Source organism: Salisediminibacterium beveridgei (assembly GCF_001721685.1).
GTDB lineage: Bacteria > Bacillota > Bacilli > Bacillales > Salisediminibacteriaceae > Salisediminibacterium > Salisediminibacterium beveridgei.
Window position 1 is genome coordinate 1,191,908 of record NZ_CP012502.1, and the last position, 22,843, is coordinate 1,214,750.

The window sequence follows — 22,843 nt, forward strand, 5'->3', positions numbered from 1 at the left end:
GTATTGAAATTGGATCAGGAGGCAGATAATATGGCAGCATATCAGGTCTATTTAGTGGAAGACGAGCAGAATCTCGGAGAAGTGATCAAAGCCTACATGGAAAAAGAAGGATGGACAGTTAAGCATTACACTGATGGAAAAGAGGCATCTGAGAAGATCGAAGAGCCACCGCATTTATGGGTGCTTGATATTATGTTACCAGGCATGGATGGGTATCAATTATTAAAACAGATTAAACAGCATGAGGATACGCCTGTGATCTTCATTTCTGCAAGAGATAAGGACCTAGACCGGGTTCTGGGTCTCGAGCTTGGCAGCGATGATTATCTGGCGAAGCCGTTTATGCCGGAAGAATTGATGATCCGTGCCAGGAAACTTTTATCACGGGTATACAATAAAGATGAAGTGTCTCAGGATCTGATCCGGTTGAATGGCTATGAAATCGACCCGATGTCAAGAACCGTGACGGACGATGAGGAAACGATTGATTTAACCACAAAAGAAATGGACCTGGTGATTCTTTTGGCGCAAAATATCGGTAAAGCTCTCTCCCGGGAGGAAATTATTGATTATGTATGGGGCGAAGATTATTTCGGTTCTGAGCGTGCCGTTGATGATGTGGTCCGTCGTGTTCGTAAAAAACTGACGCGCATCCATGTGGAGACACTTTATGGATTCGGATACAGGATTTTGGCATCATGATTCGATTGAACCTGACACAGAGAATCTGGTTTTCATTCATTTCGATTCTTTTGTTCGTCGGATTATTGATCGGGATCATTTATCCATTGTCATTGAACAGCACGTTAACAGAGGAAACGTACCGGATTATCGAACAGGAGCAGACCCGCTATACGAATCCTTATGGTCAACACATGGTGCCCCCCAATTCAGAGCTCGATTTCATTGAAAGACGAGAAGCAGAACGGTCGGTTGGGCATTTGTTTCTGATGAATCAGTTCGGTACCCTTGAAGGTGACCCTGTTCCTAACGATGTTTTGGCAGAGATGGGTGAAAAAGCCCAGGAGCAGTTAGCCAGACGTGGCAGGTACGAGTTGAACTTCAATGATGCGACACTGTTCTACGTGGTGTTCAAAGTCTATACGACCAGCGGTGAGGCATATCACATTTCATATATGTGGGATACCTACCGTGATCAGATGGTCAACCGGTTATGGTCACGGCTTAGTGTCATTATGCTCATTGCCGGGCTGATGAGTCTGATTCCTGCATTTTGGCTGAAGTCTTATTTAAAGAGTCCGTTAAATACCTTAGGTAATCATTTCGAGAAAATTGCTGAGCGTAATTGGAAAGAGCCTTTTCATTGGGAAGGGGACAAGGATTTCGAAAAGCTTTCAGGTCAATTTGAAATCATGCGGCAGAATTTGATTCGGTTTGATTCAGCTCAGAAGACGTTTATTCAACATGCTTCTCATGAAATGAAAACACCGATTATGGTCGTGAAAAGCTATGCCCAATCCGTCAAGGACGGAATCCTGCCAAAAAGAAATATAGAAGAAACAATGGATGTGATCATACAGGAATCCGAACGCATGGAAAAACGGGTCAGGGATATGCTTTACTATACAAAACTGGACTCATTGAAAGAAGCACCGATGGATTGGAGTGAATTTCCTTTCGGGGCCATAGCCTATGACCTTGAGAACCGCTTCAGGGTTGCCAGGGATGACATCACGATTCAGGTAAAAGGTGATGATACCCGGATCAATGGGGATCGTGAATTACTCAGTGTATTATTGGAGAATTTACTTGAAAATGGCCTGCGTTATGCTGTGTCAACGATGATCATGAAAGCGGAAGAGAGAGAAGGGCACACCCTCATCACGGTTTGGAATGATGGCGATCCGATTCCTGAAGATGAGGTGGGCCATATTTTCACCCCTTTCAGTAAGGGGAATAAAGGACAGTTCGGTTTAGGGCTTGCGATAGTCAACCGGATTTGTGAACTTCACGACGGTTCGCCAGCTGTTAAAAACGAAGAAGGCGGTGTCACGTTTTATATCCGTTTATCCAATAACGTATCCTCAGGGAAGAAGACCTGAACCAATGTGGTTCAGGTCTTCTTCTTAGATTGCACCGTTCAGGTCTGTTCAAGGCATTATGTATAAGTGTCAGTACGATTTTTTTGCGTTTGGAGAGCTTATTTCCCGTGCATGTAAAAGATGAACAGGACAGGGATCTCAGTAAGACTTGCGAACGTATGTATGATATAATGAATGCATTGAACTATGGGAATGGAGTGATGTGCATGACTGCGACAACCGGCATTCAACAGAAGCTCGTCGGAGACAGTTTGGAGAGCTTTATGCTGATCAAACAGGCGAGAAAAGGAATCGCAAGCAATGGGAAACCTTTTTTATCTTTGCAATTATCGGATCAGACAGGTGAAATCGATGCGAAGATGTGGGCTGTATCCCCGGAAGATGAACAGGCTTATCAGGCAGGAAAAGTTGTTAATGTAACTGGGGAAGTCCAGGATTTCAGGGGCATGCGTCAATTGAAGATTCGTTCCATCCGGCTGGCTGCTCAGCAGGATCAGGCACGTGCTGCAGATTTTATGCCATCAGCACCGCGAGGCAGAGAAGAGATGATCGAGGAAGTGACGCGGTTCATTTTCGAGTTGAATAATGCCAAACTTCAGCGCATCACAAGACACTTATTCAAGAAACATCAGGAATCTTTTGCAACAGCACCGGCTGCAGTAAAGAATCATCATGAGTATGCTTCCGGACTTCTCTATCACGTGGTCTCTATGCTTCACTTGGGAAAGGAACTGGCGAAACTCTATCCGACGCTTGATACAGATCTGCTTTACAGCGGGATTATCCTTCATGATATGGCCAAAGTACGAGAATTGTCGGGCCCAATGACACCTGAATATACAACTGAAGGGAAACTGCTCGGTCACATTACGATGATGGTCACGGAAATCGATGAAACGGCGAAAGAACTGCAAATCGAAGGGGAAGAAGTGATGGCACTGCAGCATATGATACTGTCCCATCACGGAAAGCCAGAGTGGGGATCATCAACGTCACCAATGATTAAAGAGGCAGAAATGCTTCATATGATCGATAATCTCGATGCAAGGATGAATATGCTTGACCGCTCACTTGAACACGTGGAGCCTGGGGCCTTCAGTGAAAGAGTCTTTCCACTTGAGAATCGAAGTTTTTATAAACCCCGATTCCAGTCGAAATAGAACGGAAAAGCCCGCAGAGTTTTTTCTGCGGGCTTTGAATATGCCATGTCTACGCACGTGTTATGTTAAACTACGTATGAAACAGTCTGACGAATGCCGAAGTAATCAATATCAAAATCAGGACATTAATCGTTCGGAAAACCTTGGGTTGTTTTTCTTCGGGAATTTCTTTTTGTGTGATCAATGTATTTGTCATTGAGTTGATGACAAATAGATAAAGAGTTGAAAACATGATATATGGAATATAAGCCAAAATGTAACCTCCAGTCATCTTACTGCAAACTCACCTTATATACTGACTATAGTGTAACAAAAATACGCAGGAACTTGAAGGAATAAATCTTTGAAAGAAGGAATGTTCGATGGGCAGCAAGAAAATTAATTTTTGGAAGTGGGCATTCTTCAGCCTCGCAGCAATTTTAACAATCGCGGGAGTTGTCGCGTGGTTTATGATGCGATCCTTCTTGACATACGATCAGGAAACCGCCTTTCAACCTCGGGCGTATCAGGACAGATCAGGTGCAGAATTTGAGATCATCACAACAAAAGATGACATCAATCTGTGGATTGAACAGGAAATGCGAGAAGAAGGAGAAGATGATTTCACGCTCTACCTCGACGATGCGATTTATGTCGAAACAGGAATTGAGGCGTTCGGCTTTCGGATTCCTGTTGATATGACATTGTCCCCGGAAGTAACCGACAACGGGAATTTAATTGTCAGAGAGGAACAATTCAGACTTGCGCGCTTTGAACTGCCTTCAGAACAGGTTTTTCAACTGATCGAGGCGACGGCAGATTTACCGGATTGGATTGATGTCCTACCGGCTGAGCGAAGTTTTTTCATTGATCTTCGTCAGGCTTCATCTGAAGAAGGGTTGGACCTTCGGATTCTGGCGTTTGACCTTGAAGAAGAAGACCTCCGGTTTATGGCAACATTTACATCAGAGGATGAAGAATGAAAAACCACGTGGCTTGTCGCCAAAAAAAGCTGTCTTCAGATCAGACGATCTGTCAAGACAGCTTTTGTTTGTCATTTGATGCAGGTTAATTGGCTTCCTCATAGCGGATCGGACGGAGGATATAAAATCCATCCCGATGTTCTTCGATGAGGCATTGTTTAGAAATCATGCAGATCTGTTTGAAATTCAGCATATCAAACACACACAATCCGGCATTTAACGCAGAGACGAGTGCAATATAGTGAATGTATTGTGGAAAAAGAATGACCCCGACAATGGATGAGATCGTAATCACAATAGCAGGCAATACGGTAGATGTGATACTGATGTGCTTTGAAATCGACTGATCAAAAGAATAATATAAGTAAGGCCACTGGTCCTTACGAATCCCGCAGATCGCCTTCGTACCACTGAGCCAGAGCGGCAGGCAGTGCATGATCAGATGAACTGGAACGACTAATGCCATGACAAGGATCAAAAAGAAAGGTCCGTAGTCGATTAATGGGACGCTTGGCAAAAAGGTTCTGAACAAAGTAAAAAATAATAAGAAATAAATACCGCTGAAAATCACAGAAGTCAGAATAAGTCGGCCTTTTCCAAAATCGCGTTCAACGGAGATGGTCTTGAGACAATTCATTGAAGACACCCCCACAAAAAGCTATGTATGTTCTTTTTTTTCAGATCTGTGCAGTTGCCCGTGAGCAACATTCGTGTCAGATAAATGAACAACACTTAGTGTAATTTACGACGAATAAGAGAAGAAATCAAGCCTTTTTTTAAAAAAGTCGCGGGATTGTCAAAAGGGAGCGTTTACAGCGCAAAAAACCGGGAGAATCCCTTCTCCCGGCGGTGGCAACTTTTACGATGTGGAGGCTTCCTGGTCGCCTCGTTTTCGGGGAACCAGCTGGCCATCTTTTTCAGTGAACCCATCTTCAAATTTAGATAAAGACAATTCGAAAATCCGGATAAAATCAGGCCCGTAAATATGTTTGACAATGCTCATTAATTCTGAAAATTCAGGAAATTTCCCGTAAAGGTCTTTAATGGGCAACGAACCGCTGTAAACTGCATACGTTTGCAGATTGTAGCTTTTAAATGTTTCAAGGAGCAGATCCTCTCCTTTTGGCGTCAAGTAGATATAAGTATTCCGTTTATCGGTATTTCTCTTCGAGAAAGTTAATAATCCCCGCTCTTCAAGCTTCTTGGAGAAGTTGAAAGCTGTGGATACATGCATGACACCAAACTTGGCAATATCCGTGATCGATGCGCCCTCCAAATTGTTGGCAATCCATAGGATGTGATGTTCATTAATGTTCAGTTCAAACGGTTTGATCCAAGCCTGCCAGTCTTTCTCAATGGACTTCCATAGCGCTTTGCTCAATTGTGCAATCTTATGACTGTACATGATTGACTGTTTCATTGCTTGCAATTCCTGGTGCTCCATAATCTCCCTCCAATCTAATATGCCATGATCATAAATGAATAAAAAAGTGAATTATCTAAAAATTCATTATTTTTTCAGGAAAATGATAAGCATATCATAACATAACCGAATGTTTTTTCTCAATAAAGATTTTGGATTTTTCTAAAAAAAGAATAATAAGGAGAATGGCAATGAAAAGACTCCATAAACAGGCTCCCGGCCGAATATCCCCTGCTCAACGGACCAATCAGTCAACTGACAGTAAGGATAACTGCTATGCCGGGAGCCCGAATTCATTATTGAAAACTAGTGTTTCCGAAGCTTCCAATACCAGTTAGAAACAGTATTTATATAAAAAACCATTCCTAAGACCTATTTGTTTACACTTCGGAATTCTTTCATAAAAGAAATCAGTTTTTCAACATGCTCTTTTGGTACTGCATTATAAATCGACGCTCTGCAGCCCCCGACGGATCGATGGCCATTCAGGCCGACAAATCCCTCTGCTTTTGCCTTGGCAAGAAAGGACTTTTCCAGTTCTTCTGATGGCAAGTTAAAGGTGACATTCATATTTGAGCGGGAAGCTGTGTCTGCATGACCGGTATAAAAGCCCTCAGAACCATCGATTTCATCATAGATCAGCTGAGCCTTTTCTTCCGCCCGCTGTTTCATGCCTTTCAAGCCTCCATTCTTTTCAATCCAGTCACACACGAGACCCGTCATATAAATAGCAGAGGTGGGTGGTGTGTTATAAAGAGAATTTGCTTTGTCATGCTGTTTGTAGGACAGTGTCGGTGAGACATTCTCAGAGGCATGGTCAAGCAGGCTGTTTCGGACGATGACAATGGTCACACCTGACATGCCGGCGTTTTTTTGTGCGCCTGCATAAGCCATATCGACAGTATTCCAGTCGACTTCCTTACTCAGAATATCACTGGACATATCGACGATCGCGGGTTGATCACTATTTGGGAAGCGGGTCCATTGTGTGCCGAAAATCGTATTGTTTGATGTGTAATGGATATAAGCGGTGTCTGGTGATACTAGTGACAGATCAACTTCCGGAATATTTTTGTACTGATTGGCTTTGGACGTTGCCAGTTCATAAGTTTGCCCGTAAAAAGAAGCTTCTTTTTTGGCTTTTTCAGACCAGGATCCAGTCATGACGAATGCGGCTTTTTGATCAGCAGGAAGAAAATTCATCGCGGACATGGCAAATTGCAGAGAGGCTCCACCCTGAAGCAACAAAACAGAATAGTCTTCAGGTACATCGAGCAGCTTACGGATCTGCTTAATGGTCTGGTTATGTACGCCCTCATATTGTGGGCTGCGGTGGCTGAGCTCCATGATTCCCATACCTGATTGTTCGAAATTGAACATGTTGGCTTGTGCATGGTCCAGCACTTCTTGTGGAAGAGGGCTTGGTCCTGGGTTGAAATTGTACGTTGTCATGATCGTTCATCTCTCCTTATTTAGTCATTATTATCACTAATCTGACAATTCAACTCAAAATCAAACCGGGGAAGCTTCCCCGGTACTGTTCTGGCAAAATTGGTCAGGATATGTGCGATTGGATGGCAGCTGCCATTTCCCCGAGTTCTTCACCAGTATATTCGTCAGCATGGGGGACCCATTTGGCGTCAAAACCATCTTCTTCAGAATACCTTGGCAACAGGTGGAGGTGGTAATGGAATACAGATTGACCGGCAAATTCCCCGTTGTTATTCAATATGTTCAGCCCTTTTGGCTGAAAAGTCTCATTCAGTGCATTCGCTACTTTTGGTACCGAAGCGAAGAGGTTACGGGCAGTTTCCTCGGACAATTCAAACACATTTTCCTCGTGCTGCTTCGGAATAATCAAAGTATGTCCTTTTGTCACCTGACTGATATCAAGAAAAGCGAGAACATGTTCATCTTCATAGACCTTGGCGCCTGGAATGTCACCCTGAATGATTTTGCAAAAAATACAATTGGTTTCGGTGGACATGGTTTCACCTCATTCACGTTGATTTTCATGCTCAATTCCGTTTCATTATACATTAAATCTTTTTGCTTTTCTTTTCAAGTCCAACTTGTTTCGATATAGTGAAGATAAAGAAAAAAGTTATCAGGGAAGAAGGGTGTTGATCAGTTTTGGGAGATTTACTGGAAATTGAAGGGCTGACCGGTGGATATCAGCGAAATAAGCCGGTTTTGCATGATGTCTCATTTGAGGTGAATCAAGGTGAAATCGTCGGGCTCATCGGTCTGAATGGTGCAGGGAAAAGTACAACCATCAAACACATACTCGGCTTGATGGATCCCCATGTGGGCGTGATCCGTCTCAACGGAAAAACGATGGATAACGATATGGAAAGTTTCCGGCAACATTTGGCTTACATTCCTGAGATGCCTATGCTCTATGAGGAAATGACCTTATGGGAACATCTTGAATTTACCGGAATGGCATATGGATTAAGTGAACAAGACATGCGCGAAAGAGCCGATTTATTATTAAATGAATACCGGATGACGAAAATGAAACAGTGGTTTCCAACGCAATTTTCAAAGGGGATGCGTCAGAAAGTCATGATCATGTGCGCGTTTATGGTGCAACCTGCTTTATACGTAGCAGATGAACCTTTCGTGGGACTGGATCCAATCGGCATAAAATCTTTTTTGGACAGAATGGTTCAGGTGCGTGAGCAGGGGACAGGAATTTTGATGTCGACACATATCCTTGCAACAGCTGAACGCTATTGTGACCGGTTCATCTTCCTTCATCACGGAAAAATGATTCTCCAGGGGACTCTCGAGGAAATGAGAGAACAGTCTGATATGCCTGGCGCTGCGCTTGATGATATCTATATTGAAGCAACGAAGGAAGAACGGCATGTTTGACGGAGGGCAGTTATTCGATACACGGCGCAGCGAATTTTGGCAGCGGGCCATCCGGTATTTACGCCTGATTGGGAACAGTGGCTTTTTGTTTTCGTTGTACCTGTTGTTTGTCTTTGGCAGCTACTACTACGGTCAGCTGCTCAACTGGCTTCCGGACACCTTTCCGGCAGCAGTTGTCACCGGGGTGGTTTTCGTCTGGTTTTTGACCAGGGGCAGGGTGAGAACCTTTACCCATCAAGCTGATATGGTGTTTCTCACGCCTGTGGAGCATCATATGCCAAAATACATTCGAAGAGCGTTAGGATACAGCTGGCTGATGGAATCTTTCTATACGGCGCTCGTGGTGTTGTTATTTACACCGCTCATGATGGACCGTTTTGTCGATAGTACAGGTTCGTGGTTACTGATTATGGCTGCCATTCTGCTGCTTAAAGGTTGGAACTTGCTTGCCGGGTTTGAAGAACAACGGTTTCAGGATGATTTGATGGTCTATCGGCATACAGCGATGCGGTTTGTCATTAACGGAGTCGTGATTGTTGCGTTATTCGATTCACAAACATGGCTGATGGTGATCCTTTCAGGGTTGCTGCTTCTGGCGGTTTATGGCTTTTATTTCAGAAAACTCTCCGATACGTATCGTTTGAAATGGCACCGGCTGTTGGATGTTGAAGAGCGGACGACCATGACTTTTTACCGCATTGCCAACAGTTTCACCGATGTGCCAGGGATGACAGCCAAAGTCAAGAGCCGCAGGTATATGGACATCTTTCTGTCTTTTATCCGGTATGCTCCGGATCAGATGTATCATTACATTCTTGGACGGAGTCTGGTCAGAGCAAATGATTATTTCGGAATCTACTTGAGACTGACTGTGCTTGGCATCGTCTTCGTTACCGCAGTTCATTTGAACTGGGGACAGTGGCTGACTGCAGGTGCATTTGTCGTATTGAGCGGCATGCAGTTGAACACCTTGAAAGATCATTATGACACCAGTCAGATGATTGAACTGTATCCGGTGAAACGACAGAAGCAGTTCGAAGGGCACCTGTTTTGGATGAGAGGTCTCTTATTAACACAAGCTGTGTTATTTGCAGCTGCGGGCTGGATCAGTGCTGATTGGCTGCAGGGTTTGATCATTCTGCTCGTTGCGACCCTGTCAGCACTCTGGCTCAGTGACGTCCATTTGAAAAAAAGCTACACAAAAAAGTTCGAAGAATTAAAGAAAACGTAAGTTTTACTATGAAGTATAAAGAAAGACTTAGTTGCGCTTATACTTCAATCCTTTAGCGAACTTAAACAGTCCTTTGAAATATAAAAAGAGGCTGGGACAAAACCCAGTAAATAAAGAGGCCCACACCAAACGGTGTGGGTTTTCTGTATAGAAGGGTTGATTGTGCAAAAATACAATCGCTTGCCGCGGGCAAGGCTTCAGCTAACCGTCGGAAAACCACCGCCGGTGGATCTTCAGCTCTTGCTTTTCCCGCAGGCGTCTCATGTATTTTTGACAATCAACTGCATTGAAAGACCGTCAGGTCTTGATTTTTACATAAAAAAAGGATACCTTCGGATTAAGTTAGAACGACCAAGTCATAACAAAACCGGAGGTATCCTTATGTTTCTCGATTATAACATGAATCAGCTCGTTTTGCCGATGGATTTATCGCTTCAATTACAAAAAAATGATGTCGCTTTTGCAGTGAATGACCTGGTTGAATCGATACCTGAAGAAGCTTTTGAAGCTTTTTATAAAAGTCAGGGTCGCCCTTCTTATCATCCGAAAATGATGATGAAGGTGATTCTCTGTGCGTATACTCAATCGACTTTTTCTGGACGGAAAATTGAAGCCTTATTGCAGGACAGTATTCGAATGATGTGGCTGGCACAAGGACACGCGCCGACCTACCGGACGATCAATCGATTCAGAGTACATCCCGACGTTGAAGAGCTCTTACGTCAGTGTTTTGTGCAATTCAGAAGCCGACTGGTTCAGGAAGAAGCAATTGATAACGAAGCAATTTTTATTGATGGTACAAAGATCGAAGCCAACGCGAATAAATTCACGTTCGTATGGAAAAAATCCGTGCAACGGTATCATCATGATATCGTTACGAAATCAAATGCGATCTATGATGAACTGATTGAACAGGAAATCATTCCTGCGATTGAACTGGAAGATCAGGAAGCCTTAACGGATGATGAGCTGAATAAAGTTCATGAAGAGTTGGACCAGACCGTTCAGGATTACGACAAGCAAATCGAAGAGAATGATGATGCGAAGGAAAGAAAAAGACTGAGATCAGAGCGGAAAAAGCCGAAAGAAAAGCGTAAAAAATTTCAGGATTTCATCGAACGTAAAGCACGTTATGAGAAGGATCTCGCGATCCTGGGTGATCGTAACAGTTACTCGAAAACCGATCATGATGCCACGTTTATGAGAATGAAAGATGACTATATGAAAAATGGCCAACTGAAAGCCGGTTACAATCTCCAGATTGCAACGGAAGGACAATATACGCTCGCTTATGACATCTATCCAAATCCGACTGACACACGAACCCTGATTCCATTTCTGGATACCATCGAGAGACGGTACTTTTCACTGCCTGACTATATTGTTGGGGACGCCGGATACGGAAGCGAACAAAATTATGAGGATATTTTTTTGAACCGTCTATCAAGCACACCACTGATCACGTATAGTATGTACCGAAAAGAAAAGAAACGGTCATTCAAAACCGATCGCTACCATGTGATGAATTGGAATTACAATCAGGATCAAGACTATTTTCTCTGTCCAAACGGCAAAAAAGTCACCTTTCGCTATGTATCCAAACGAACCGATCGCGCAGGATTCGAACGAACATTCAAGGTCTATGAAAGTGAAGACTGCACGGGCTGTCCCTTACGGGCCAGTTGCACAAAAGCGAAAGAAGGCAAAAACCGTAAGGTTTATTACAATGAAAAATGGGAGCTGCAAAAAGAGCATATTCGTCAACTGCTTTTGGAAGAAGAAACTGGCGCGATTTATGGCAGACGTAAAGTCGATGTCGAACCAGTTTTTGGATTTCTGAAGGCCAATTTGCATTTCACCAGAATGTCGGTGAGAGGCAAAGACAAAGTGAAAAAAGAAATGGGTTTTGCACTCATGGCAGTGAACTTGAGAAAGTACACTGCGTTATACTGTTTTTTATATTTGTATCAACAGACAAAACGCTTCCGACTATCAATTTATGATAATCGGAAGCGTATTTTGATCATTCAAGGCTTTTTGTCCCAGCCTCTTCGTGTGCGAGGCTATTCAGCGGATGCCCATCGTTTCAAATACCAGATTACCGAGCGTATTTGAAGCGGTAAGCATCGCTTTTTCATCGATATCGAATTTCGGGTGATGTTGCGGATAAGCTACTGGCCATTCCGGGTTTTTGGCCCCGGTGAAAAAGAACGCACCCGGTTTTTCCTGTAAGTAGTAACCGAAATCTTCCCCGCCCATCTGCGGTGCAACATGAGTGACTTTTGCAACACTTGGTGTTGAATCCGCGATTCTGCGTACGATTTCAGCATGCTCCGGATGATTGATGACCGCTGGGTAACCAGGAATGAATTCGAAGGTCGCCTCTGCGCCGTAAGCGGCCGCGATGTGCCGGGTAATGCGTTCCATTTCCTTTCGAATGAGCTCCTGTACGGCGGGCTTGAACGTTCTGACCGTCCCTTCAAGCTCCGCGCTGTCGCTGATGACGTTAAATGCATTCACCGCCTCAAAGCGGCCGATACTGATTACAGCTGATTCCATCGGGTCCACTGTCCGGCTTACGATATGGTGGATCGCATCGGTGATTTTTGCCCCGATGAGTACGGCATCCCTGGTTGTATGAGGGTGCGCACCGTGTCCTCCTTCACCTTGAATCCGGATGATAAACCGGTCAGCTGCAGCCATGGCAGCTTCTTTTTGATATTCAATTTCACAAACAGGCGTTGTCGACCACAAATGGGTCCCGTAGACAACATCCACACCGTCGAGACAGCCGTCTTCTATCATCGGTTTGGCGCCACCGGGAGCCACTTCTTCAGCGAACTGGTGCAAGAAGACGACCTTGCCTTTTAATTTGCTTTTAAAGTGATTCAATACCTTGGCCAAGACAAGTAACTCTGCTGTATGCGCGTCATGACCGCAGGCGTGCATGACACCGTCGACTTTGGACCGGTAGGGAACGTCCTTCAGGTCGTGAATCGGCAGGGCATCGAAATCGGCGCGAAGCGCAATCGTGGGGCCTTCCTGAGCCCCTTCAAGAACCGCAGTGACACCGCGGCCACCTACGCCCGTCTTGACCTCATGCCCGAGGTCCTCGTGATAATTGGCAATATACGCCGGGGTATGTTCTTCATGGAAGGACAGTTCGGGACGCTCATGCAGATAGCGTCTGATGTCCACCATTTCTTCAAAATGATTTTCCAATGCCTGATGAAGCTGATCTTGAATAGCCATTGTCATCCTCCTGTTCAGTTTTCATTCTCAATCCTTACTCCTCAGTTTAACCGAAGGGAAGAAACAGCACAATCGCCCGACCGGTCATCAAATCCCAAATGGAACAAATTGGGACAAGTATGAAGCAATCCTGAAAAAGATCCCGGTAAACAGAAGAATCCCCAGTACAATCATGATGACCCCGCTTGTTTTCTGGAGGGCAGGCAAAAAGCGGTTCAGGTTCCGGACTTTATCCAGGGATTTTGCATAGATGAGTGAGACCAGTAAGAAGGGAATCCCGATTCCCATGGAATAGAATAATAACAGAACCATCATCCCGCCGGTGTCAGCCCCGGAACCTACGCCAAGCGCGAGAATCGAACCGAGAACAAGCCCGACACAAGGGGACCAGCCTGCGGCAAACACGAGACCGAAGACGATCGAACGGCCGAAACTGGTGGATTTCTTCGGTGTGGAAAATGATTTATTACTCATCAGAAAGTCCAGGGAGAAGACACCCATGAGCTGAAGCCCGAACAAGACGATGATAATGCCGCCAAGCTGTTGGAGGAGCTGCTGATAGTTGATAAATAACGAGCCGATCAGTGACGACGAAGCGCCGATGATGAGAAAAATCGATGTGAACCCGATGATAAAGCCCATGCTTCTGGAAAAGATCAATTTCCGGTCTGCGGCGATTTCATTTTCGTTGATATTTGATCCAGTGAGCTGTGCGATATACGCCGGCACAAGCGGAAAAATACAAGGTGATAAAAACGAAACAACCCCTGCAAACAGTGCGATCCAAATTGATAAAAACGTTAATTCATTGACGACCAATGCCCCAATATACATGCTTTATACCCCCTGAATGAAAGACGCGTTGTATGTCTTCTTGTCATAAATTCAACATTCCACTATCAATATATACTAAAATAATAATGAAAGAAATAATCTTCACTCATATTTCACATTAACACGAGAGTGAAACTTATTGCTCGAAAGAACGTCTTATCATTATTGGGAATCGTCAGTGGAGGTGAAAAAATGCTCAGCAAAACAGTGAGAAAAAGGCTGATATGGAGCAGTGTTGTCGTTTTGATCACGCTCTTGATTACTGCCGGCAGTTATACAGGCGTCATCTTATTTGGCAATTATACAATCGATGAAAAAGATCTTGTCATGAGCGAGTTGACAACCGTGGTGGACCAGGAAGGGAACCAGGTTGCGCATCTTTTTGAAGAAAATCGTGAACTGATTACGATCGAAGAGGTACCGGAACATGTCCAACAGGCCTTCATTGCTGTTGAAGACCACCGGTTTCTTCAACATACGGGATTTGATGTCCGGGCCATTGGACGCGCGTTGTACCGGGATATCACGAGTGGCTCTTTACAGGAAGGCGGGAGCACAATCACCCAGCAGCTTGCGAAGAATGTCTTTTTGACGCCGGAAAAATCCTTTCTTCGGAAAACAGAAGAAGTCTTGATCGCGGTCAACCTCGAACGGAGGTATACAAAACCGGAGATTCTGGAAATGTATTTGAATCAGATTTATTTCGGGCACGGAGCCCATGGCATTCAGGCTGCTTCGAAATTGTATTTCGATAAGGAAATCAGTGAAATCAGTGCAGAAGAGGGGGCACTTCTGGCAGCCTTACCGAAGGGGCCGAATCTTTACTCCCCTTTTATCGATGAAGATCAAAGCCTGGAACGGCGAAATCTTGTGCTCGGACTCATGGAACGTCACGGCTTCCTGGATAAAGACGAAGCGGTTCGCCTTCAGGGCAGGACCCTGCCGCAGGAACCGTCTGCAATCACGGCGAATCCTGCCTACAGAACCTATGTGGATATGGTCTTGAATGAAGCGGAAGAGCGTTTTGGTATCCGGGAGGACGAAATCCTCAGAGGCGGCTATGAAATCGAAGTCGCGATGGACCGGAACATGCAGGAGCTTTTGCATGACCAATTTGAAGATGCAGCGATCTTTCCGGCCGACAGTGCCGGGCAGATCGCTCAGGGGAGCGCTGTGATGCTCGACAATGAAAGCGGCGGCGTACTGGCTGTTATCGGTGGCCGTGATTATGTCCGGAAAGGTTTAAATCGCGCAGAGATTCCAAGGCAACCGGGTTCTGCGATCAAACCGCTGGCGGTGTTCGCACCTGCTCTCGAAGAGGAGCTGTATGAACCCTATTCTTTACTTCAGGATGAACCTGTGGAGTTCGACGGCTATGAGCCGCGAAACATTTCCGGCACCTACGAGGGCGAAATGAGCTTATACGATGCACTCGTGGATTCAGTCAATGTGCCAGCGGTTTCGGTGTTGAATGATTTAGGTGTACCGGCTGCAAAGGCATATTTAAGCAGCCAGCAGATTGACCTCGATGACGATGGACTGAGCATGGCGCTGGGGGGTCTGACAAACGGTGTCAGTCCGCTGCAAATGGCTTCTGCTTTCAGAACGTTTGCCGATGACGGGATTTACCGGGAGTCATATGTAATCGAATCGATCTCGACAACCAGCGGGATATCCATTCTTCCTGACCGTGAGTTACGTACGGAACGGATCTATTCCGAGCAGACAGCCTGGTACATGACACGGATGCTTGAAGCGGCGGTGACTGACGGGACTGGAACCCCGGGGGAGTTTCCGGGGGCTCTGGCGGGTAAAACCGGCACTTCAACAGACCGGCGAGACCTTTGGTTCACCGGATACACACCTGATGTGACAGGTGCTTACTGGATGGGATTCGACCGGTATGACGAGGACACTGTCATAACAGACTCCAGTGCCATATCGGTCATAGCTATGAAGGCGTTACTGCGTGATGTCTATGAAAATGAAACTGAGCAGTTGGCATTTGATAAGCCTGCGAGTGCAGAAGATCTTCAGGACCCGATCCGCTTGATGACGATTACGGATCTTGAAGTGGAGACGAATCTTGGTTTTACCGGTTCCAATATTCACTTAAGCTGGACTGGCAGTGAAGACGAACGCCTTGCGTATCGCGTTTATGAAGTGACAGGGAATGGTGACCGGAAGCTTGTAGAAGAGCTTCAGGGGCAGGACAGTTATACGATTCGTGGGCAGAACCTCTTTTCAAAAAAAGAGTATCAGGTCGTGCCCTATAATCCACAGATCAATCGTGAAGGAGATCCGTCGAATACTGTGGAAGCAGGATTCTCATTTTTTTCAATGGAGTAAGAGGACATGCCGCGGCATGTCCTCTTTTCCTGTACAACAGGTAAAGGTTTCGTGTAGAATTTCTATTGTGTGAACAAATGTGACGTTTATAGAAGAGAAATTTATCCAAGAGGTGAGAAGTTTGTTTAATGACCAGTTTTTGAGAGCCTGTAATAAAGAGAACGTAGAGCACGTTCCGGTATGGTATATGCGTCAGGCGGGACGATCTCAGCCTGAATACCGGGAGTTGAAGAAGAAATATTCCTTGGAGGAAATCACGGAAAATCCCGAATTGTGTGCTTATGTGACGAAATTACCTGTGGATCAGTATGAAAATGATGCAGCGATTCTTTATAAGGACATCATGACACCGCTCCCGGCTATGGGCGTTGATGTGAAAATTGAGAAAGGGATCGGACCTGTCATTCAAAATCCGATTCAATCCATGAAAGATGTGGAAGCCCTTGGTACATTGAATCCGACCCGGGACGTGCCGTTTGTCCTGGACACAATCAAATTATTACGGCAACAGCTTACTGTGCCGCTGATCAGTTTCAGCGGGGCACCCTTCACCCTTGCGAGCTATATGATTGAAGGCGGACCTTCAAAGAATTATTATAAGACCAAGGGAATGATGTATGCAGAACCTGAAGCGTGGTTTAAGCTGATGGATAACCTGGGTGACATGGTGATCTCGTATGTGAAAGCCCAGGTGAAGGCTGGATCGCAGGCGATACAGATCTTCGACTCTTGGGTCGGTGCTTTGAACCAGGCGGACTATCAGTTTTATGTGAAACCGGTGATGGAGCGGATATTCAATGAACTGAGAGGCGAAGGAGTTCCACTCATTCTTTTCGGTATCGGCGCGAGACATTTGACGCTGGATTGGAATGAACTCAACCTCGACGTGGTCGGACTCGATTGGCGCTATCCCATTCATGAGGCCCGCCGCGACGGTGTAACCCGGGCGGTTCAGGGGAATCTCGATCCAACGGTATTGATGGCACCTTGGCGGGTCATCGAGACAAGAGCGAAAGAAATCATCGATCAGGGCATTCAAGAGCCTGGATTTATCTTTAATCTGGGGCACGGAGTGTTCCCGGAAGTGGATCCGGCAAAGCTGAAAAGACTGACGGCGTTTGTACATGATTATTCACGTGAAGCAATTCAGAAAAGGAATGGTGATAGGAAATGACAAAAAAGATGGGTTTACTCGTTATGGCGTACGGTACGCCTCGTAAAGTAGAAGAAATCGAACCGTTTTATACACATATCCGCAGAGGCAGAAAGCCCTCTCAGGAAGCAGTGGATGAACTGACTGAACGATATGAGGCAATTGGCGGGATCTCACCGCTTGCAAAAATCACCACGAACCAGACGGATGAATTGGTCAAAGAATTAAACCGCCGATATTCGGATATCGAGTTCACGGCCTATCAAGGGTTAAAGCACATCGATCCTTTTATAGAAGATTCGGTACTTCAGATGAAACATGACGGGATCGAAGAAGCTGTCAGCATTGTTTTGGCTCCTCATTATTCGACGTTCAGCGTGAAATCCTACAACGGACGAGCGAAGGAAGAATCGGAAAAAATTGACGGACCGAACATTACATCGGTGGACAGCTGGTATGATGAACCCGGTTTTATCACGTACTGGGCAGATCAGATCAAAAAGACGCGGGAGACCATGACGGATGAAGAAAAAGCAGACCATGTCGTAATCTTCTCTGCACACAGTCTGCCGGAAAAAATCCTCGCAGGCGGTGATCCTTATCCGGATCAGCTGAAGGAAACGGCAGCGCTGATTGCTGAAGAAGCCGGCGTGGAGAACTATGAAATCGGCTGGCAGAGTGAAGGGAATACGCCTGATCCATGGATCGGACCGGACGTGCAGGATTTGACCCGGGATCTCTTTGAGAAGCATGGCTACAAGGCATTTATGTATTGTCCTGTCGGTTTTGTGTCAGATCACCTGGAGGTATTGTACGATAACGACTATGAGTGTAAGGTAGTGACAGATGAAGTCGGTGCAGGCTATTATCGACCGGAAATGCCGAATGACAAACCGGAATTTATTGCTGCACTTGCGACGGTCATCGAAAAAACGCTTAAAGGGTGATTGATTCATGACAAAACGTCGAATCGCAGTGATCGGTGGCGGCATGACAGGGTTGTCTGCCGCTTTCTATTTGCAAAAAGCCGTACAAAACAATGATTTACAAGCGGAATGTGTACTCTATGAAGCGAGTGATCATGCAGGTGGACGTATCGAAACGATTAAACGAGATGGCTTCACGATTGAAACGGGACCTGATTCGTTTCTGGCACGCAAGACAAGCATGTCTGATTTGGCAGAGGAAGTCGGGCTAAAGGACGATCTCGTGCCGAATCAGGGCGGCTCCTTTATCCTCAGCCGCGGCAAGCTGCATAAGATGCCTGAGGGAGCGATTATGGGGATTCCCACGAAGTGGGGACCGTTTGTTCAAACGGGACTGTTCAGTGTCAAAGGGAAAGCCCGCGCAGCATTTGATCTGGTTCTTCCAAGGGTTACAAAAGGAGAAGAAGACATTTCTTTAGGAGAGTTCTTCAGAAAGCGACTCGGCAATGAGGTCGTGGACAATATGATCGACCCGCTGTTATCGGGAATCTATGCGGGTAATATGGACGAAATCAGTCTCCATGCCACGTTCCCGCATTTTCAAACCCTTGAAGAAAAATACCGCAGTCTGATCGTGGGGATGAAGACGTCCATGGCCAAGCGTCAGGGAGGGGCATCGAAACAAACGGGCGCGAAGCCAAAAGGCATGTTCCTGACTTTCAAGCAGGGTCTCTCTTCTTTGGTGACAGCTGTTGAATCGAACCTTGATAAGGATATGATCCGATTCAATCACCAACTGAATTCGCTGAATCGACTTTCAAGCGGCCGTTATGAATTGATTTTTGCAAATGGGCATGTGGACATTGTGGATGAAGTGATTCTTACCACACCACATCAGCATGTAGAGAAGTTGTTTGAGTCAGAAGACTTTGGTGATGCCTTTACAGACATGCCATCAACTTCAGTCGCAACAGTGGCTATGGCATTCCCTGAATCGGCTGTGAAAAAGGATATAGATGGGACCGGATTTGTCGTATCCAAGAAAACGGATTACCGGATTACCGCCTGTACCTGGACTCATAAAAAATGGGTGCATGCGGCACCTCAAGGCTATGCACTGCTCAGAGCCTATATCGGTAAACCCGGTGACGAGGGCGTAGTCAATGAATCGGACGAGACGATTCAGTCGCTGGTTTTGAATGATCTCAACCGGATCATGGAAATTGAGGGGGAACCTTTGTTTGCGGTCGTTACCCGCTGGACGAACTCCATGCCTCAATATAAAGTGGGACACAAAGCACGCATCACTGCATACCGGGAAGCCCTTAACCTTCGTTATCCGGGTGTACTGTTAGCCGGCGCGAGTCTGAACGGAATCGGCTTACCGGACTGTATTGATCAGGGAAAAGCGGCTGCAAAAACCCTTGTGAACCAAAATGCACGAAATATAGCGGCACTATAAACATAAAGAAGAGCCTCCGGCAGGGATGATCCGGAGGCTCTTACTGTGATGGAGTTGACAGGGGTTATTTTTTCATTGATTCAATGTGACCGGCAAGCGCATAAACGGCAACGAATGAAGCAAAATGTGAGCTGAAATCATTTGGATCCTGTTGCGGATACACTTCGACATAATCCATACCGATAACGCCTTGGGACGTGATTTCATGGACGATTTGAAGCAATTCATAGGATGTGAGTCCGTTGCCATCGGCAGGACCGCCGGGATTGAAGGCATAATCCAGCACATCGCTGCAGATGCTGAGGTAGACAGCATCGGTGCCGGAGCTGGCCATGTCGTATGCTTCCCTTGCGATTTTCCGCGGATGTCTGGATTCACGGATGTCGTTGATGGTCAGTGTGACCGCGCCCGATTCCTTTGCTAAACGACCGTTTTGCGGCTTGTTCCTGGGGCCGTGGATGCCCATGTGAATCAGTGATTCATTGACAACGCCCTCTGTTTCATAAAGTCGGGCGAACGGTGCCCCGCGTCCATAAGGGTCTCCCATGGAATCCTGGTTGTTGTCATAATGGGCGTCAAGGTGAATGATTCCCACTTTCTGATCTTTGCATTCTGTCAATGCTTTGACGATCGGGTAGGTGATACCGTGATCACCACCGAAGATTAACGGAAACTTCCTTGTTTTCCATACTTTCTTGGCGAAATGATAAATCTCATCCATGGTCTTCTCTGGGTCGTGAGGGATGACGGACACGTCGCCGAGATCACCGATGGAGAGGTGTTCAAATATGTCAATATGATTCATCTCCGGAAGGTAGCCGCTGTAGCGTGCTGAATTCAGCCGGATGACTTTTGGTCCGAGTTCACAGCCGGTGTAATCCCCCCAGGTGACAGCACCTTCCCAAGGCACCCCGTAAACGATAACGTCGGACTCGGCAGTCTGTTCAGGGTTTTTCACAAGGTTCTTACCTCCGAGGAAACAAGGTGTATTTCCGTAAATATACTGTTCATTTGACATGTACCATCAACCTCCTGATCAAAAATAGGTTCGGTTTTCTATTCTCTTATGGTATCATATTCGTGTAGTTAATGGATGAAACACTTGAGAACGACTTTGGCTTGATGGGAGTGTTTTGATGAACAAATCCCTTAATAAGGTTGAGATCCTCAGCCATTCCCGCCATGACTGGCTGAATCAGATCCAGTTAATCGACGGCTATCTGAGTCTCGGTCATACTGATAAGGCGAAACAGGTCATCCAGCGAGTGGTGGCACAATCGCTGAATGAGAGCGAACTGATGAAGATGAAGGCGCCGTCCTTCATTGAGGATGTGTTGACATTCAATTGGTATGATCACGCATTCACCTTGAGTTTTGAAGCGATCGTGGAACAGGACTGGTCCAGTGTGGATGGACTTTTATCTGACTGTCTGAGGTCGCTTGCAGACATTCTTGATGCACATTCCGAAACAGGCTCAGAGCAGGATATGGCGATGATGATACAGGACGGCGATCAAAAACAGGTGACATTTCATTTTCAAGGAAAACTTCAATTACATGATACGTTTCTGAATGATATCTCGGCGTTCACTGCAAAATTCTCTCCTTATGTGGAGGGGTGGCACCACTCCGAAGAAGAGTGTGTGTTTGTGCTGAAACCTCACTGAGACGTTGTCAGAACCAATTAGAGGAGCAGGATACAAAATGTTTGTAGATCACGTGCAAGTGCATGTTAAAGCAGGCGATGGCGGGAACGGCATCGTCGCTTTCAGAAGAGAAAAGTTTGTTCCAAACGGCGGCCCGGCCGGTGGCGACGGGGGCCGTGGTGCGGATATCGTTTTTGAAGTGGATGAAGGTCTGAGAACGTTGATGGACTTTCGCTATCAGCGCCACTTCAAAGGGCAGCGCGGGGAAAATGGCCGGACGGCCAAACAGCATGGGAAAAGCCGCGATGCGAACGTGGTCAGAGTGCCACCTGGAACAACGGTAATGGATGCTGAAACCGGAGATTTGATTGCTGATTTGACCTTGCATGGTCAAACCGCGATCATCGCCCGTGCCGGTCGCGGCGGTCGTGGGAATGCCCGTTTTGCAACAGCAACCAACCCGGCACCTGAAATTGCAGAGAATGGTGAACCGGGGCAGGAAAAGACGATTGATCTCGAATTGAAACTACTCGCGGATGCCGGTCTTGTCGGTTTTCCGAGTGTCGGGAAATCCACATTCCTTTCCATTGTATCAAGCGCAAAGCCGAAAGTTGCCGATTATCATTTCACCACCATCGTCCCGAATCTGGGAGTAGTGGAAACGGATGATCAGCGCAGTTTCGTGTTAGCGGATCTTCCCGGTTTAATCGAAGGCGCCCACGCAGGTGTTGGGCTTGGCCATCAGTTTCTGCGTCATATCGAACGAACCCGTGTCATCATCCATGTCGTGGATATGGGTGGACTTGAAGGGCGCGATCCGTATGAAGATTACGTGACGATCAATGAGGAATTGAAGGCATATAATCTGCGTTTGACAGAGAGACCGCAGATTGTTGTAGCAAATAAGATGGATCTGCCTAACGCAGAAGCCCACTTGGAACTCTTCCGTGAACAGGTGGGGGAAGAGGTGGACATTTATCCTCTTTCCGCGGTGACAAAAGAAGGGATAACAGCAGTACTTCGTGCCGCGGCTGATAAAATTGAGGAAACACCTGAATTTCCATTGGCAGAAGAAGATCTTGATGAACGTGTACTTTACACGTATACAAAACAGGATGCACCGTTTGAGATTGAAAAAGATGACGACGGCGTCTTCAGTATCAGTGGTAATGAGATCGAAAGGATCTTCCATATGACAGATTTCAACCGGCATGATTCCATTCAGCGTTTCGCAAAACGTATGCGTCAATTGGGTATAGACGAAGCGCTTCGTGAGCGCGGAGCGGAAGACGGGGACACGGTAAGGATCTTCAGTTACGAATTTGAATTTGTGGAATAAGGTCCAAGGAGATGCATCGGCATCTCCTTTTGTCTTCCGAATAATCAGAATATATCCAGCAAGCGGTTGTCAAGGAGCACAGGTTCTTCTATAATGATGAGATAAGTTAACAGAGGGTCAGGTGAAGATGCGTGAGAAAACGATCGGACCAGTTTTATCTGGT

General features: G+C 46.0%; 20 protein-coding genes. 13 read left to right on the forward strand and 7 right to left on the reverse strand.

Going from position 1 to position 22,843, the window contains the following annotated elements:
• Positions 1-30: 30 nt before the first annotated feature.
• The 4 genes from BBEV_RS05415 (at position 31) to BBEV_RS05435 (ending at position 4,185) form a co-directional block, all read left to right on the forward strand.
• Positions 31-702: a response regulator transcription factor gene (locus BBEV_RS05415; protein ID WP_069364541.1), complete on the forward strand. Its 672-nt coding sequence runs from the start codon at positions 31-33 to the stop codon at positions 700-702.
• Positions 699-2,063 carry a sensor histidine kinase gene (locus BBEV_RS05420; protein WP_069364542.1) on the forward strand — a complete coding sequence of 455 codons (1,365 nt, stop codon included), beginning with the start codon at positions 699-701 and terminating at the stop codon, positions 2,061-2,063. The genes BBEV_RS05415 and BBEV_RS05420 overlap by 4 nt, the downstream gene beginning before the upstream one ends.
• Positions 2,064-2,269: 206 nt before the next feature.
• Complete coding sequence (yhaM, locus tag BBEV_RS05425) at positions 2,270-3,223, forward strand: 3'-5' exoribonuclease YhaM (RefSeq protein WP_069366610.1); 954 nt, start codon at positions 2,270-2,272, stop codon at positions 3,221-3,223.
• Positions 3,224-3,585: 362 nt separating this feature from the next.
• Complete coding sequence (locus BBEV_RS05435; protein ID WP_069364544.1) at positions 3,586-4,185, forward strand: YpmS family protein; 600 nt, start codon at positions 3,586-3,588, stop codon at positions 4,183-4,185.
• An 85-nt stretch (positions 4,186-4,270) separates the two neighbouring features.
• Here BBEV_RS05435 and BBEV_RS05440 read toward each other — a convergent pair whose 3' ends face one another.
• From BBEV_RS05440 to BBEV_RS05455, 4 genes are all read right to left on the reverse strand, one after another.
• The gene (locus BBEV_RS05440; RefSeq protein ID WP_069364545.1) at positions 4,271-4,822 is read right to left on the reverse strand and encodes a DUF3267 domain-containing protein; all 552 of its coding nucleotides are present in this window, start codon (positions 4,820-4,822) and stop codon (positions 4,271-4,273) included.
• Positions 4,823-5,044: 222 nt separating this feature from the next.
• Positions 5,045-5,629 carry an HTH-type transcriptional regulator Hpr gene (locus BBEV_RS05445; protein ID WP_069364546.1) on the reverse strand — a complete coding sequence of 195 codons (585 nt, stop codon included), beginning with the start codon at positions 5,627-5,629 and terminating at the stop codon, positions 5,045-5,047.
• Between the two features lie 351 nt (positions 5,630-5,980).
• Entirely contained in the window at positions 5,981-7,060 is a 1,080-nt protein-coding gene (gene serC / locus BBEV_RS05450; protein WP_069364547.1) for a 3-phosphoserine/phosphohydroxythreonine transaminase, read from the reverse strand.
• A 103-nt stretch (positions 7,061-7,163) separates the two neighbouring features.
• Positions 7,164-7,595 (reverse strand): HIT family protein, encoded by a 432-nt coding sequence (locus BBEV_RS05455; protein WP_069364548.1) that lies wholly within the window; start codon positions 7,593-7,595, stop codon positions 7,164-7,166.
• Between the two features lie 146 nt (positions 7,596-7,741).
• On the opposite strand from BBEV_RS05455, the gene BBEV_RS05460 reads away from it, so the two are divergent.
• From BBEV_RS05460 to BBEV_RS05470, 3 genes are all read left to right on the forward strand, one after another.
• Complete coding sequence (locus BBEV_RS05460) at positions 7,742-8,488, forward strand: ABC transporter ATP-binding protein (RefSeq protein ID WP_069364549.1); 747 nt, start codon at positions 7,742-7,744, stop codon at positions 8,486-8,488.
• Positions 8,481-9,719, forward strand: a complete 1,239-nt coding sequence (locus BBEV_RS05465) for an ABC transporter permease (protein WP_069364550.1) — start codon at positions 8,481-8,483, stop codon at positions 9,717-9,719. The genes BBEV_RS05460 and BBEV_RS05465 overlap by 8 nt, the downstream gene beginning before the upstream one ends.
• A 381-nt stretch (positions 9,720-10,100) precedes the next feature.
• The gene (locus BBEV_RS05470) at positions 10,101-11,834 is read left to right on the forward strand and encodes an IS1182 family transposase (RefSeq protein ID WP_232318304.1); all 1,734 of its coding nucleotides are present in this window, start codon (positions 10,101-10,103) and stop codon (positions 11,832-11,834) included.
• Here BBEV_RS05470 and BBEV_RS05475 read toward each other — a convergent pair.
• Together BBEV_RS05475 and BBEV_RS05480 are read right to left on the reverse strand one after the other, a co-directional pair.
• Positions 11,787-12,971, reverse strand: a complete 1,185-nt coding sequence (locus BBEV_RS05475; protein WP_407690238.1) for an amidohydrolase — start codon at positions 12,969-12,971, stop codon at positions 11,787-11,789. The two genes, BBEV_RS05470 and BBEV_RS05475, sit on opposite strands and share 48 nt — an antisense overlap.
• An 87-nt stretch (positions 12,972-13,058) precedes the next feature.
• Positions 13,059-13,805, reverse strand: a complete 747-nt coding sequence (locus tag BBEV_RS05480) for a cytochrome c biogenesis CcdA family protein (RefSeq protein ID WP_069364553.1) — start codon at positions 13,803-13,805, stop codon at positions 13,059-13,061.
• 192 nt (positions 13,806-13,997) lie between these two features.
• Between BBEV_RS05480 and BBEV_RS05485 the strand changes: the two genes are divergently transcribed.
• The 4 genes from BBEV_RS05485 (at position 13,998) to hemY (ending at position 19,695) form a co-directional block, all read left to right on the forward strand.
• Positions 13,998-16,154, forward strand: a complete 2,157-nt coding sequence (locus BBEV_RS05485; RefSeq protein WP_069364554.1) for a transglycosylase domain-containing protein — start codon at positions 13,998-14,000, stop codon at positions 16,152-16,154.
• Positions 16,155-16,266: 112 nt separating this feature from the next.
• Entirely contained in the window at positions 16,267-17,328 is a 1,062-nt protein-coding gene (hemE, locus tag BBEV_RS05490) for a uroporphyrinogen decarboxylase (RefSeq protein WP_069366611.1), read from the forward strand.
• A complete protein-coding gene (hemH, locus tag BBEV_RS05495) occupies positions 17,325-18,254 on the forward strand; it encodes a ferrochelatase (RefSeq protein ID WP_069364555.1) in 930 nt (309 codons plus the stop codon). The genes hemE and hemH overlap by 4 nt, the downstream gene beginning before the upstream one ends.
• 7 nt (positions 18,255-18,261) lie before the next feature.
• Positions 18,262-19,695, forward strand: coding sequence for a protoporphyrinogen oxidase (gene hemY, locus BBEV_RS05500; protein ID WP_069364556.1), 1,434 nt, complete (start codon positions 18,262-18,264; stop codon positions 19,693-19,695).
• A gap of 64 nt (positions 19,696-19,759) precedes the next feature.
• On the opposite strand, the gene BBEV_RS05505 is transcribed toward hemY, so the two are convergent.
• Positions 19,760-20,713, reverse strand: a complete 954-nt coding sequence (locus BBEV_RS05505) for an agmatinase family protein (RefSeq protein ID WP_069364557.1) — start codon at positions 20,711-20,713, stop codon at positions 19,760-19,762.
• A gap of 118 nt (positions 20,714-20,831) precedes the next feature.
• Between BBEV_RS05505 and BBEV_RS05510 the strand changes: the two genes are divergently transcribed.
• Both BBEV_RS05510 and obgE read left to right on the forward strand, forming a co-directional pair.
• Complete coding sequence (locus BBEV_RS05510; protein ID WP_069364558.1) at positions 20,832-21,362, forward strand: Spo0B domain-containing protein; 531 nt, start codon at positions 20,832-20,834, stop codon at positions 21,360-21,362.
• Positions 21,363-21,399: 37 nt separating this feature from the next.
• A complete protein-coding gene (gene obgE, locus BBEV_RS05515) occupies positions 21,400-22,680 on the forward strand; it encodes a GTPase ObgE (RefSeq protein ID WP_069364559.1) in 1,281 nt (426 codons plus the stop codon).
• Positions 22,681-22,843: the final 163 nt, after the last annotated feature.